Origin of the sequence: Pseudomonas sp. Y5-11, from assembly GCF_022368695.1 — a bacterium.
GTDB lineage: Bacteria > Pseudomonadota > Gammaproteobacteria > Pseudomonadales > Pseudomonadaceae > Aquipseudomonas > Aquipseudomonas parakoreensis.
The window spans coordinates 2,153,120-2,167,191 of record NZ_CP058974.1; the positions used below are offsets into that span (position 1 = coordinate 2,153,120).

General features: G+C 59.6%; 12 protein-coding genes. 8 read left to right on the top strand and 4 right to left on the bottom strand.

Annotation, left to right across the window (positions count from 1 at the left end; all coding sequences use genetic code 11):
* Window positions 1-114 precede the first annotated feature (114 nt).
* Complete coding sequence (locus HXW87_RS09475; protein WP_041072355.1) at window positions 115-1,746, top strand: Na+/H+ antiporter; 1,632 nt, start codon at window positions 115-117, stop codon at window positions 1,744-1,746.
* Window positions 1,747-1,767: 21 nt separating this feature from the next.
* On the opposite strand, the gene HXW87_RS09480 is transcribed toward HXW87_RS09475, so the two are convergent.
* From HXW87_RS09480 to map, 4 genes are all read right to left on the bottom strand, one after another.
* Window positions 1,768-2,415, bottom strand: coding sequence for a hypothetical protein (locus HXW87_RS09480; protein WP_121184018.1), 648 nt, complete (start codon window positions 2,413-2,415; stop codon window positions 1,768-1,770).
* A 261-nt stretch (window positions 2,416-2,676) separates the two neighbouring features.
* Window positions 2,677-3,876 carry a succinyldiaminopimelate transaminase gene (gene dapC, locus HXW87_RS09485; RefSeq protein WP_047291860.1) on the bottom strand — a complete coding sequence of 400 codons (1,200 nt, stop codon included), beginning with the start codon at window positions 3,874-3,876 and terminating at the stop codon, window positions 2,677-2,679.
* Window positions 3,877-4,084: 208 nt separating this feature from the next.
* Entirely contained in the window at window positions 4,085-6,787 is a 2,703-nt protein-coding gene (locus HXW87_RS09490; protein ID WP_047291863.1) for a [protein-PII] uridylyltransferase, read from the bottom strand.
* Window positions 6,788-6,828: 41 nt separating this feature from the next.
* Window positions 6,829-7,611: a type I methionyl aminopeptidase gene (map, locus tag HXW87_RS09495; RefSeq protein WP_047291865.1), complete on the bottom strand. Its 783-nt coding sequence runs from the start codon at window positions 7,609-7,611 to the stop codon at window positions 6,829-6,831.
* Window positions 7,612-7,984: 373 nt separating this feature from the next.
* Here map and rpsB point away from each other — a divergent pair, with 373 nt between their 5' ends.
* From rpsB to ispC, 7 genes are all read left to right on the top strand, one after another.
* Window positions 7,985-8,722, top strand: a complete 738-nt coding sequence (gene rpsB, locus HXW87_RS09500) for a 30S ribosomal protein S2 (protein WP_003222119.1) — start codon at window positions 7,985-7,987, stop codon at window positions 8,720-8,722.
* A 203-nt stretch (window positions 8,723-8,925) separates the two neighbouring features.
* Window positions 8,926-9,789, top strand: a complete 864-nt coding sequence (gene tsf, locus HXW87_RS09505) for a translation elongation factor Ts (protein ID WP_025110889.1) — start codon at window positions 8,926-8,928, stop codon at window positions 9,787-9,789.
* 212 nt (window positions 9,790-10,001) lie between these two features.
* Window positions 10,002-10,745: a UMP kinase gene (gene pyrH / locus HXW87_RS09510; RefSeq protein ID WP_003222124.1), complete on the top strand. Its 744-nt coding sequence runs from the start codon at window positions 10,002-10,004 to the stop codon at window positions 10,743-10,745.
* Complete coding sequence (frr, locus tag HXW87_RS09515) at window positions 10,742-11,299, top strand: ribosome recycling factor (protein ID WP_047291868.1); 558 nt, start codon at window positions 10,742-10,744, stop codon at window positions 11,297-11,299. The genes pyrH and frr overlap by 4 nt, the downstream gene beginning before the upstream one ends.
* Before the next feature lie 13 nt (window positions 11,300-11,312).
* Window positions 11,313-12,068, top strand: a complete 756-nt coding sequence (gene uppS, locus HXW87_RS09520) for a polyprenyl diphosphate synthase (protein WP_041072340.1) — start codon at window positions 11,313-11,315, stop codon at window positions 12,066-12,068.
* A complete protein-coding gene (locus HXW87_RS09525) occupies window positions 12,068-12,874 on the top strand; it encodes a phosphatidate cytidylyltransferase (RefSeq protein ID WP_007964272.1) in 807 nt (268 codons plus the stop codon). The genes uppS and HXW87_RS09525 overlap by 1 nt, the downstream gene beginning before the upstream one ends.
* Window positions 12,871-14,061, top strand: coding sequence for a 1-deoxy-D-xylulose-5-phosphate reductoisomerase (ispC, locus tag HXW87_RS09530; protein ID WP_121184022.1), 1,191 nt, complete (start codon window positions 12,871-12,873; stop codon window positions 14,059-14,061). Before HXW87_RS09525 ends, ispC begins: the two co-directional genes overlap by 4 nt.
* The last annotated feature ends 11 nt before the right edge of the window (window positions 14,062-14,072 follow it).

Sequence of the window (14,072 nt, forward strand, 5' to 3'; positions counted from 1 at the left end):
CGCTCCCACAAAGGGACTGCGTTCCAGCAGTGCGACATAGGTGCAACGGTCACACGTATCCTGAGCGGCTAATATGACCGTTCAACGCTGTCGATTGTCTGAGATTTCCGCTTTATGCAAACCGCTTACACCGTCCTTATCCTGCTGATGCTGGTCAGCGTCTCGCGGCTGGTCGGACGGGTCATCCCGCTGCCGCTGCCCCTGGTGCAAATCGCCGCCGGTGCCTTGCTGGCCTGGCCGACATTGGGCCTGCACGTGGCGCTGGATCCGGAGCTGTTCCTGTTTCTGTTCCTGCCGCCGCTGCTGTTCTCCGATGGCTGGCGGATGCCCAAACGCGAGTTCTGGCATTTGCGTGGGCCGATCCTGACGCTGGCGGTCGGCCTCGTGCTGTTCACCGTGGTCGGTGCCGGGTACTTCATTCACTGGCTGTTGCCGACAATTCCACTGCCGGTAGCCTTCGCGCTGGCCGCGGTGCTGTCGCCGACCGACGCCGTGGCGGTGTCGGCGATCTCGCAGAACCGTTTGCCGACACCGCTGATGCACATACTGCAGGGCGAAGCCTTGATGAACGATGCTTCGGGTCTGGTGACGTTCAAGTTTGCCCTGGTTGCGGCGGTCACCGGAGTGTTCTCACTGGCCAATGCCAGCCTGACCTTCGTGCTGGTGGCGGTGGGAGGCTTGGCCGTCGGCGTGGTGCTGAGCTGGCTGGTCGGGCGTTTGCGCGCGTGGATGATCGCCCGGGGCTGGGACGATCCGGCCACCCACGTGGTGTTCATGTTGCTGCTGCCGTTCGCGGCTTATGTGTTGGCCGAGCGGTTGGGCGCTTCGGGCATCCTGTCGGCGGTGGCGGCGGGGATGATGCAGAGCTGGCTCGATCTGTTGCCACGACAGACCAGCACTCGCTTGCTCAACCGTAGCGTCTGGTCGCTGCTCGAATTTGCCTTCAACGGTCTGATCTTCCTGCTGCTGGGTCTGCAATTGCCGGACATCATCAAAGCGGTGGTCAGCCACGAGCCGACGTTGTGGCCGACGCTGCTGTACCGAGGTCTCGACGTGGTGGCGATTTTCCTCGCGCTGGTGCTGTTGCGCTTTATCTGGGTGCAGAGCATCTGGCGCCTGTCGGTGCTGCTGCGCCGTTTGCGCGGCAAGGGCGACCTGACGCAAGTGCCGACCGCGCGATCCTGCTGGCTGCTGACCGTCGGCGGTGTGCGCGGTGCGGTGACGCTGGCCGGTGTGATGTCGGTGCCGATGCTGATGGGGGCCGAGGCGTTCCCCGAGCGCGATCTGCTGATCTTCATCGCCGCCGGGGTGATTCTGTTGTCGCTGATTTGCGCCTGTATCGCTTTGCCATTGCTACTGCGCGGCATCGAGAAAAGTCCGGACGACAAGCGCCGTCAGGAAGTGCGCGACGCCTGGCGCAAGACCGCCGAGGCGGCGATCCATGCGCTGGAAACCGAAGAGGTCGCGCCGCAGGACGCTGCGCAGGCAGCACTCTCGGCCGAACTCAAGGCGCGGATCATGTCCGAGTACCGGCATCAGCTTGAGGTGTTCAACGATTCGGCGGAAGCCCAGGCGCTGGCGTTCCAGATGGATCTGCTGGAGCGCCGTTTGCGACTCAAGGCGTTGCGGGCGCAACGCCTTGAGTTGTATAGCCTGAGCCGTCATCACCAGATTGGTGATGACGTGCTCAGAGAAGTATTGAGCGAGCTTGATTTGAGCGAGGCAAATCTGGGGCAGGTCAAATAGTCCGATACGGACCTGGCGCGCTCACTGACTCGCGGGGTAGGGGTAAGCGTTCGACATGAAGGTTTTATCCTGTTCGCTGAGGTCCAGATTAATGAAGATCTGGAAGTCACCGAGTGTCCACGACTGGCTGACGGGATAGTGCATGATCGACTTCTGGTCGTACTCTGAATAAATGCTTTCGTCGGGATTGCCGAGGTCAAAATACCAGTCGTGCAGTCGTTTGCGCGTCACGCTGGCCTGGTAGTTGTCCTCTTCCGGGTCGGCGGTTATTCCGTGTTGTTTATAAATGGCTGGTTTATCCCAGGGAATGTTTGCCGTGGGGTTGGTCTGTTCATGTTCTGCGCCGAGCATGTGACCGAACTCATGCATGACATTGGCTGCGAAATAACGTGCCTGGCTCGGTGGGTGTGGCCAGAGTCGCATGGTCGGCTCACCGGGATGTAACAGAGCATCGGTACCGATCAGAGAGGAAAACGTTCCCGGTTGACTGAGTATGCGGATATCGCCTTCTTCACCTTCGACGAAATCGAACTTCAAGTTGATGTGCGGCAACCAGTTGCTGGCGGCGGCGATCGTTTCGTCCTTGAATGCCTGCGTACCGTTGAGGAACGCGATGCGAAGTGTGCTGCCGGGAGTCCAGAATTTCGCCGGATTATTTTTAGCCCACATGTTTTTGAATCTCCCAAGTACATTTAATGTTGCGGGAGATGCGTGTGTGTTCGAATTGTTTGTTTGGCTGAAGCCAGGTTGATTGCATTACGGAACATCCATGTTTTCATTCTTCAGGTTTAACTTCTCGGGTTGCTTGTTGTTCCCGACAAGTTGCTTTGAATGACGGATGCTAGGGGCTGAGGTTGAATCGGTAAATTGAATATATGTACGGTTTTATGACCGGTTACCGTGCCAGCAAAACTGGCACGGTAAAGACACTTACGACTGGCGAGAGACAAACGCGCGAATCCGCTCTGCGGCCTCGACGCATTCAGCCAGTGGCGCAACCAGGGCCATGCGCACTCGACCGGCGCCCGGATTCACACCGTCTACCTCGCGGGACAGATACGAGCCTGGCACCACGGTCACGTGTTCCTGCTCGAACAGGTCGCGACAGAACGCCGCGTCGTCACCTTGTACGTTCGGCCACAGATAGAAACTGCCGTCCGGACGCTGCACGTCCATCACCGGGCTGAGGATCGCCAAGACAGCGTCGAATTTCTCCCGGTACAGCGCACGGTTGGCGCGCACGTGCACTTCGTCATTCCACGCTGCAACGCTGGCCAGTTGGGTTTGCACCGGCATCGCGCAGCCGTGGTAGGTGCGGTAGAGCAGGAAGCCTTTGAGGACATCGGCGTCGCCCGCGACGAAACCGGAACGCAGCCCCGGCAGGTTGGAGCGCTTCGACAGGCTGTGGAACACCACGCAACGCTTGAAGTCCTTGCGACCCAGTTCGACACACGCGCTGAGCAGGCCCGGCGGTGGGGTCTGTTCGTCGAAATACAGTTCGCTGTAGCACTCGTCGGCGGCGATCACGAAATCGTATTCGTCCGCCAGGGCGATGAGTTTTTTCAGCACTTCGACCGGGATCAGCGCGCCGGTCGGATTGCCCGGCGAACACAGGAACAGGATCTGGCAGCGTTTCCAGATGTCGGGCGAGACCGCGTCGAAATCCGGGTTGAAGCCGTTTTCGTCCAGGCACGGCAGGTAGTGCGGCTTGGCGCCGGCGAGGAACGCTGCCCCTTCGTAGATCTGATAGAACGGGTTCGGGCTGACCACCAGTGCATCGTCACCGCGATTGACCACGGTCTGGGTGAAGGCGAACAGCGCTTCACGGGTGCCGTTGACCGGCAATACGTTGCGCGCCGGATCAATCCAGCCGCTTGGTACGCCGAAGCGACGTTCGCACCAGCCGGCGATGGCTTCGCGCAGGGCCGGGATGCCGAGGGTGGTCGGGTACACCGCCATCTGATCCAGATTGTTCGCCAGCGCTTCGGCGACAAAGCTTGGCGAACGGTGTTTCGGCTCGCCGATCGACAGGGCGATCGGGCGTTTGTCCGGGTTCGGCGTCACGCTGCCGAGCAAGGCGCGGAGCTTTTCGAACGGGTAGGGCTGGAGCTGGTTCAGAGCGTTGTTCATGGGGGCCTCGTTCAATGTGGAGAGAACTCTGTGGCGAGGGGATTTATCCCCGATCGGCTGCGCAGCTGCCGCAAAACCATCGCTTGCGGTGTAACGGATACTCCGCGATTGCCGGTTCGGGGCTGCTTCGCAACCCATCGGGGATGAATCCCCTCACCACAAAAGCCCCGGCAGCTATTATCTGCCTCCACAGGGGTAGTTTGCTGATTCAAATACTGATGCGCGAAAGCTTGATATCCGGTTCCTGATTGACGCTCAGTTGCTCGACGATTGCGTCCTGCAAGCGGCTGCACAGCAGCGGGTCGGAAAGCGGCTGGTTGTGGGCGTCGGTGATGAAGAACACGTCTTCCACGCGTTCGCCCAGGGTCGCAATCTTGGCGTTCTGCAGCGACAGGTCGAACTCGAGGAAGATCCCGCCGACACGCGCCAGCAGGCCCGGGCGATCAGGGGCGGTGAGTTCCAGCACCGTCACCGGACGCTGAGCGTCGTTGTGGATCGTTACCTGCGGCGCGAAGGCGAAGTGCTTGAGCTGGCGCGGCACCCGGCGCTGGATGATCGTCGGGTAGTCGTCCGGGTTGCGCAGCGCTTCGGTCAAACCGTCGCGAATCTGTTTGATCCGTGTCGGGTTGTCGCCGATGGATTCACCGTCGTTGTCGAGCACGATATAGGTGTCGAGGGTGAACTGGCTGCTTGAGGTGATGACCCTGGCGTCATGAATGTTCAGGTTGAGCTGATCCATCGCGGCCACGGTCACGGCGAAGAAATCGTGTTGATCCGGCGCATAGATGAAGATCTGCGTGCCGCCCTCGAACTCGCGCTGTGTGGTTTCCTTGATCAGCACCAGCGGGCCGCCATCGGCCGGTTGCTGCAGGATCGCGTCACTGTGCCAGGCCACGTCGCCAGCGGTGTGACGCAGGAAATAGTCATCGCCCAGTTGCGCCCACAACTGTTCGACGTCGTCCGGATCGGTGCCGCCACGCACGAGGATGTCCAGTGCGGCGCTCTGGGTCTGGCGGATCTGCTCTTCGCGATCCACCGGGTTTTCCAGGCCACGACGCAGAGCGCGTTTGGTCTCGGTATAGAGCTGGCGCAACAGGCTGGCGCGCCAGGAGTTCCATAGCGTCGGGTTGGTCGCGTTGATATCGGCAACCGTCAGCACGTACAGGTAATCCAGACGGGTTTCGTCGCCGACGATCTGCGCGAAATCATGGATCACCTGCGGATCGGACAGATCCTTGCGCTGCGCGGTGGTCGACATCACCAGGTGATTCTGCACCAGCCAGACGATCAGGCGGCTGTCCCACAGCGGCAACTGATGGCGCTGGCAGAACGCTTCGGCATCGACCGCGCCGATGTCCGAGTGATCGCCATGCCGGCCCTTGCCGATGTCGTGGTACAGGCCGGCCATGTAAATGAGCTCAGGCTTGGGCAGTTTGGCCATGAGCTTGGCGGCCAGCGGGAATTTTTCCGACACCTGGGTGTACTGCAATTTACGCAGGTGTTTGATCAGATTCAGCGTGTGCGCATCGACCGTATAGATGTGGAACAGGTCGTGCTGCATTTGCCCGACGATAAAGCCGAACTCCGGCAGATAACGCCCGAGGATGCCGTAGCGGTTCATCCGGCGCAGGTTGCGGTGCACGCCGATCTTGCACTTGAACAGCTCGATGAACAGGCTGGTATTGCGGATATCGTTGCGGAAATTGTCGTCGATCAGGTGCCGGTTCTCGCGCAGCAGACGAATGGTGTCGGCGCGCACACCTTTGATTTCCGGCTGCTGGGCCATCAACACGAAAATCTCGAGCATGGCGAACGGCGTGCGACGGAACACGTTGTCGTTGCGCGCTTCGATGTAGCCGTCGTGCAACTGGAAGCGCGAGTTGATCGGCTGCGGCGGTGCTTCGTCTTCCGGGGCGAGGATGACTTCCTCGAAATGCTGGATGATCAGGTCGCTGAGCTGGGCGATGCTCATCACCACGCGGAAATACTGCTGCATGAAGTTTTCGACCGCCTGTTTGGCGTCGTCGCCTTCAAAGCCGAGCAGGCCGGCAATGGTCCGTTGATGATCGAACAGCAGACGATCTTCGGAGCGACCGGCGAGCATGTGCAGGGCATAGCGCACTTTCCACAGAAATTCCTGGGACGACGCCAGCAGAGCGTTTTCGCTCTCGACCAGAAAACCTTCGCCGGCGAGGGCGCGCAGGTTCAGGGTGCCGTACTGACGCCGGGCCACCCACAGAATCGTCTGGATATCCCGCAGGCCGCCGGGCGAGCCTTTGACGTTGGGTTCCAGGTTGTATTCGGTGTCGTTGTACTTGTGGTGACGGGCCTTCTGTTCGGCGCGCTTGGCCAGGAAAAACTCCTTGGCCGGCCACATGTGGGCTGTGCTGGTGACATCAAGCATGCGCTGACGCAGGCGCTCGGGGCCGCAGATGGTGCGGCTTTCCATCAGGTTGGTGACCACGGTCAGGTCGGCACGGGCTTCCTCGGCGCATTCATCGACCGAGCGTACGCTCTGGCCGACTTCCAGGCCGATGTCCCACAGCAGCGTCAGAAAACGCTCGATGGAGTCGCGGAAAACTTCGTGATCGGCGCTGTCCAGCAGGATCAGCAAGTCGATGTCGGAATAGGGATGCAGCTCGCCCCGGCCGTAGCCACCGACCGCGACCAGCGCGATGTCGGCGTCTTCGCTCCAGTTGAACTGCTCCCAGGCCTTTTGCAGGATGTTGTCGACGAACCATGCGCGGTCTTCGATCAGGCGGCGGATGTCGCGGCCATTGCGAAAACGCGTGTCGAGGACCTCGCGCGCCTGGCGGATCGCCTTTTTGAACGCCGCGATAGGACTCGCTTTCAGGGCCAGTTCAGCCTGGAACTGGCCGCGGTCGAAGAGTTCGGGATCCACCTGCGGCATCGATTGGCTTTCCTTCTATAAAGGTGGGAGCGTTCCAGGGGTCAGGCCGAGACGCGCGGGATGGTGTCGTCGGCGCGCAGGGTGAAGATCTCGTAGCCGGTGTCGGTCACCAGCAGGGTGTGTTCCCACTGCGCCGAGAGTTTGCGGTCTTTGGTGATCGCGGTCCAGCCGTCGCCCAGCACCTTGGTGTCGGCCTTGCCCTGGTTGATCATCGGCTCGATGGTGAAGGTCATGCCGGCCTTCAGTTCCATGCCGGTGCCGGCGCGGCCGTAGTGCAGGATCTGCGGTTCTTCGTGGAACACCTTGCCGATGCCGTGGCCGCAGAACTCGCGAACCACCGAGAAGCCGTTCTTTTCCGCGTGCTTCTGGATGACTTCACCGATGTCGCCGAGGCGGCAGCCAGGTTTGACGATCTCGATTGCCTTGTACATGCATTCCTGAGTGACCTGCGACAGGCGCTCGGCCCAGACGGGCACTTCGCCAACGTGGAACATGCGGCTGGTGTCGCCGTGGTAGCCGTCCTTGATCACGGTGACGTCGATATTCAGGGTGTCACCGTTTTTCAGCGGCTTGTCGTTCGGGATGCCGTGGCAGACCACATGGTTGATCGAGGTGCAGATCGACTTCGGAAAACCCTTGTAGTTGAGCGGGGCCGGAATGGCCTGCTGCACATTGACGATGTAGTCGTGGCAGATCTGGTTCAGTTGATCGGTGGTCACGCCCGGTTTGACGTGTTCGGCAATCATTTCCAGCACATCGGCGGCCAGTTTGCCGGCGACACGCATGCCAGCGATGTCCTCGGGGGTTTTGAGGTTGACGGTCATACAGGCTCTCTCTGCGCTCGGCGGCGCTTGCTGATACGGATAGGGTGGCAGGTGTACGTTTTGCGACCCTGAAAAACCCGATTCTAACAGACGAAAGGCGCAAATCCGCGCCTGCGTACATCGTCTCTCTCTATACAATGGTGTGCCTGACGGCGATTCCAAGGGGGCTGCGCCCATGTCCCTGGTGCGAATACAGATTCCGGGTTCCGTTTCTGCGCGCCCTGTGGTATAAAATGCGCCGCTTTCCGGGGATGCCCCGAGAAGCTTAAATCCACACACGTGTCGACACGATGACCTGGGTGCCTTTGGCTTTATGCCACTGGTTGGTCATTGGGATACGTGGAGGCCAAACCCGACTTATTAAGGAACTATCATGTCCCAAGTCAACATGCGCGATATGCTGAAGGCCGGTGTGCACTTCGGTCACCAAACCCGTTACTGGAATCCGAAAATGGGTAAGTACATTTTCGGCGCGCGTAACAAGATTCACATCATCAACCTTGAAAAAACCCTGCCAATGTTCAACGAAGCTCTGACTTTCGTAGAGCGTCTGGCCCAGGGCAAAAACAAGATTCTGTTCGTCGGCACCAAGCGTTCCGCTGGCAAGATCGTTGCTGAAGAAGCAGCACGTTGCGGTTCGCCGTACGTCGACCACCGCTGGTTGGGCGGCATGCTGACCAACTTCAAAACCATTCGTGCTTCCATCAAGCGTCTGCGTGACCTTGAAGTTCAAGCCGAAGACGGTACTTTCGCCAAGCTGACCAAGAAAGAAGCGCTGATGCGCTCCCGTGACCTGGAAAAGCTGGATCGCTCCCTGGGCGGCATCAAGGACATGGGCGGTCTGCCAGACGCACTGTTCGTGATCGACGTTGACCACGAGCGCATCGCGATCACCGAAGCCAACAAGCTGGGCATCCCGGTCATCGGCGTTGTCGATACCAACAGCAGCCCGGAAGGCGTTGACTACATCATCCCAGGCAACGATGACGCAATCCGCGCTATCCAGCTGTACATGGGTTCGATGGCTGACGCAGTGATCCGTGGTCGCAACAATGTTGCTGGCGGCACTGTTGAATTCGCAGCTGAAGAAACTCAGGCTGCAGCTGAGTAATCGACGCCCTGGCGTTGACTCAGTAAGCAAAAAGGGGGCTTGGCCCCCTTTTTGCCACCTCGAAAACCGTTTGTTGGCGCCCACGTGTGGCAGCGCACCTCCTGCATTTGTAACGTGCAGCAGCTACAAGGTGTTTCGGGAAGAATTGAACGCCCGTTCGATCGGGTGGAATGGTTGAAAACCTATCCAAGAGGAATTTGAAAATGGCAGCAATTACTGCAGCGTTGGTTAAAGAACTGCGCGAGCGTACCGGCGAAGGCATGATGGACTGCAAGAAAGCCCTGGAAAAGGCTGACGGCGACATCGAAAAAGCCATTGATGACATGCGTGCTTCGGGCGCGATCAAGGCTGCGAAAAAGGCTGGCAACGTTGCCGCTGAAGGCGCAATCGCAATCAAGGACGACGGTAAAGCTGCCGTTATCCTGGAAGTGAACTCGCAGACCGACTTCCTGGCTCTGCAAGACGACTTCAAAAACTTTGTTGCTGCCAGCGTAGAAAAAGCCTTCGCTGACAAGCTGACCGACGCTGCTCCGCTGATCGCTGCTCAAGAAGCCGCTCGCGAAGCACTGGTTGCCAAAGTAGGCGAAAACGTCAACATCCGTCGTCTGACCCGTATCGAGGGTGACGTTGTAGGTTCCTACCTGCACGGCAACAAGATCGGTGTTGTTGTGGCTCTGAAAGGCGGCGACGTCGAGCTGGCCAAAGACATCGCGATGCACGTAGCTGCAAGCAACCCTGAGTTCCTGCTGCCTTCGCAGGTTTCGGCTGAAGCGATCGAGCGTGAAAAGGCTGTGTTCCTGCAGCTGAACGAAGAGAAGATCAAAGGCAAGCCAGAAAACATTGTTGAGAACATGGTCAAAGGCCGTATCAGCAAGTTCCTGGCAGAAGCGAGCCTGGTTGAGCAGGCGTTCGTCAAGAACCCTGAAATCAAGGTTGGCGAGCTGGCCAAGAAAGGCGGCGCAGAAATCGTTTCCTTCACCTACTTCAAAGTAGGCGAAGGTATCGAGAAGCCGGTCGACAACTTCGCTGAAGAAGTTGCTGCCCAGCTGGCTGCCGCCAAGCAATAAGACGGTTTTTCAACTGTCGCCCGAAAGAGGCTGCCCGCTCACGCGCGCAGCCTCTTTTCAGATGGGGTTACCAGTTTTTAATTGGTTTCCACTGGGAACTGACTTACAAAGCCAGGTTCCGATGGCGCTGAAGCAGCGCCAAGCTAGAGTGAACGGCAGCTGTAAAACAGCTTGCACAGAATTTTTTAAATACGCCGCAGGAGAGATTCGCAATGGCTCAGCAGGGCAGTGGTTATCAGGCTCGCTATAAACGCATTCTACTCAAGCTTAGCGGCGAGGCCCTGATGGGCTCGGAAGAGTTCGGGATCGATCCAAAAGTGCTGGATCGGATGGCGCTGGAAGTCGGCCAGTTGGTCGGCATCGGCGTACAGGTCGGTCTGGTGATCGGCGGCGGCAACCTGTTCCGTGGCGAGGCCTTGAGCAAGGCCGGCATGGATCGGGTGACAGGCGACCACATGGGCATGCTGGCCACTGTGATGAACGCCCTGGCCATGCGCGACGCGCTGGAACGTGCCAATATCTCGGCCATCGTGATGTCGGCCATTTCCATGGTTGGCGTGACCGATCACTATGATCGCCGCAAAGCCATGCGCCACCTGAACTCCAAGGACGTGGTGATTTTCGCCGCCGGTACCGGCAATCCGTTCTTTACCACGGATTCGGCAGCCTGTCTGCGTGCCATCGAAATCGATGCCGACGTCGTGCTGAAAGCGACCAAGGTTGATGGCGTCTACACCGCAGACCCGTTCAAAGACCCGCATGCCGAGAAGTTCGATCATCTGACTTATGATGAAGTGCTGGATCGCAAGCTGGGCGTGATGGATCTGACTGCTATCTGCCTGTGCCGCGATCACAAGATGCCGCTGCGCGTATTCAACATGAACAAGCCCGGCGCCCTGCTGAACATCGTGCATGGCGGCGCTGAAGGCACTCTGATCGAGGAAGGTCAACAATGATCAACGAAATCAAGAAAGACGCCCAAGCGCGTATGCAGAAATCCCTGGAATCTCTGAACCACGCGTTCGGCCAGATTCGTACCGGCAAGGCTCACCCGAGCATTCTCGGTAGTGTCATGGTGCCTTACTACGGCACTGACACCCCGCTGAGCAGCGTCGCCAACGTCACCGTGAAAGATTCGCGTACCCTGCAAGTCGTGGCTTTCGAGCGCAACATGCTCGCTGCCGTCGACAAGGCGATCCAGAGCGCCGGTCTGAACCTCAATCCGACCAACCTGGGTGAGTTGCTTTTGATCCCGATGCCTGCCCTCACCGAGGAAACGCGCAAGGGCTTCACCAAGCAGGCTCGTAGCGCAGCGGAAGACGCGCGCGTTGCCGTGCGCAACATTCGTCGTGACGCATTGGGTGAGCTTAAAAAACTGGTCAAGGACAAGGAAATCAGTGAAGACGAAGAACGTCGTGCCATCGCTGATATCGATAAGCTGACCAAAGAATCCGAGGCCCAGATCACCAAGGCCACGGACGAGAAAGAAAAAGACCTGATGGCCGTATAAGGGTCGCGCTTCAATGGAAAAGACCAAGCAGTCTGCGCCGTCCGCGGTGCCGCGCCATGTCGCGATCATCATGGATGGCAATAATCGCTGGGCGAAAAAACGCTTTATGCCGGGTGTCGCCGGGCATAAAGCCGGCGTGGATGCTGTGCGGGCGGTAATCGAGGTGTGCGCCGAGGCCAAGGTCGAAGTGCTCACCCTGTTCGCCTTTTCCAGTGAAAACTGGCAGCGCCCGGCCGATGAGGTCAGTGCCTTGATGGACCTGTTCTTCAAGGCCCTGCGTCGTGAGGCCAAGCGCCTCAACGACAACAACATCAGCTTGCGCATCATCGGTGATCGCTCGCGCTTCCACCCTGAGCTTCAGGCGGCGATGCGCGAAGCCGAAGCCATGACCGCCGGTGCCAACCGCTTTATTCTGCAGATCGCCGCCAACTACGGCGGTCAGTGGGATATTGCCCAGGCGGCGCAACGTCTGGCGCGTGAGGTTCAGGCCGGGCATCTGCGTCCGGAAGACATCACTCCGGAGCTGTTGCAAACCTGTCTGGCGACCGGCGACCTGCCGCTGCCAGACTTGTGCATCCGCACTGGTGGCGAGCACCGCATCAGCAATTTCCTGCTGTGGCAACTGGCGTATGCCGAGTTGTACTTCTCCGACCTGTTCTGGCCGGACTTCAAACACGAAGCCATGCGCACTGCGCTGGCCGATTTCGCTTCGCGCCAGCGTCGCTTCGGTAAAACGAGCGAACAGGTCGAAGCTGGAGCCCGGGTTTAATGCTTAAACAACGAATCATCACTGCGCTGATCCTGCTGCCGATCGCTCTGTGCGGTTTCTTCCTGCTCGAGGGATCCGGTTTTGCGCTGTTCATCGGTCTGGTCGTGAGCCTGGGTGCCTGGGAATGGGCGCGTCTGGCTGGCTTTACCGCGCAGTCGTTCCGTGTCGGCTTTGCCGCCGTCGTCGCGCTGATGCTGTTCGTCATGTACGTCCTGCCGGGCCTGGCCCCTTGGGTGTTGGGCGCTTCGGTGTTGTGGTGGGCGGTGGCGACTTACCTGGTGCTGACGTATCCACGCTCAAGCGAGCATTGGTCCACAGCAGCCACCAAACTGGTGATCGGCTTGCTGATCCTGCTGCCGGCCTGGCAGGGACTGGTGCAGATCAAGCAATACCCGCTGGGTAACTGGCTGATCATGGCGGTGATGGTGTTGGTCTGGGGTGCCGACATCGGTGCTTACTTCTCCGGTCGTGCTTTCGGCAAGCGCAAACTGGCGCCGCAAGTCAGTCCGGGCAAAAGCTGGGAAGGCGTTTACGGTGGCCTGGCGCTGAGTCTGGTGATCACCGCGATCGTCGGCCTGGTTCGCGACTGGACGGTGGCTGAACTGCTCAAGGGGCTCATCGGTGCTGCGCTGATCGTCTTCATTTCGGTGGTGGGCGACCTCACCGAAAGCATGTTCAAGCGCCAGTCCGGCATCAAGGACAGCAGCAACCTGCTGCCCGGTCATGGCGGTGTGCTTGATCGCATCGACAGCCTGACCGCGGCGATCCCGATTTTCGCTGTATTGTTGTGGATGGCTGCACCGTGAGCCGTCCTCAACAGATCACTGTTCTGGGGGCTACCGGTTCGATTGGTCTGAGCACCCTCGACGTCATCGCGCGTCATCCCGAGCGCTATCAGGTGTTCGCCCTGAGCGGTTTCACGCGTCTGAGCGAGTTGCTGGCCTTGTGCGTGCGTCATGTGCCGCAATTCGCAGTCGTGCCGGAAGTGGCGGCGGCGCGTGGTTTGCAGGACGACCTGCGGGCTGCCGGTCTGTCCACTCGCGTATTGGTGGGGGAGGAGGGCCTGTGTCAGGTTGCCTCTGCACCTGAAGTCGATGCCGTGATGGCCGCCATCGTCGGTGCCGCAGGCCTGCGACCGACCCTGGCGGCGGTGGAGGCTGGCAAGAAGATCCTGCTGGCCAATAAAGAGGCGCTGGTGATGTCCGGCGCGCTGTTCATGCAGGCCGTGCACAAGAGCGGCTCGGTGCTGCTGCCGATCGACAGCGAGCACAACGCGATCTTCCAGTGCATGCCGCAGGATTTTTCCCGTGGGCTGAGTACAGTCGGTGTGCGACGGATTTTGCTCACGGCTTCGGGCGGGCCTTTCCGCCAGACGCCGTTGAGCGAGCTGGCGCACGTTTCGCCTGATCAGGCGTGTGCGCACCCGAACTGGTCCATGGGGCGCAAGATTTCCGTGGACTCGGCCAGCATGATGAACAAGGGTCTGGAATTGATCGAGGCCTGCTGGCTGTTCGACGCCAAGCCGTCGCAGGTCGAGGTGGTGATCCATCCGCAGAGTGTGATTCACTCGCTGGTCGATTATGTCGATGGCTCGGTGCTGGCGCAGTTGGGCAATCCCGACATGCGCACGCCGATTGCCAATGCACTGGCCTGGCCTGAGCGTATCGACTCCGGTGTAGCGCCCTTGGATCTGTTTGCCATCGCGCGCCTGGATTTCGAGGCGCCGGACGAAGAGCGTTTTCCTTGCCTGCGCCTGGCGCGACAGGCGGCCGAGGCGGGTAACAGTGCGCCGGCGATGCTCAATGCGGCCAACGAAGTGGCGGTCGCCGCGTTTCTCGACGGACGTGTGGGTTATCTGGAAATCGCGAGTATCATCGAGGACGTGCTGAGCCTCGAGCCAGTGGTTGCGCTGGAGGATCTGGACGCGGTGTTTACCGCAGACGCGAAAGCGCGGACTCTGGCCGGGCAGTGGCTGAATCGTCACGGGCGATAGCCGTTGCAGTA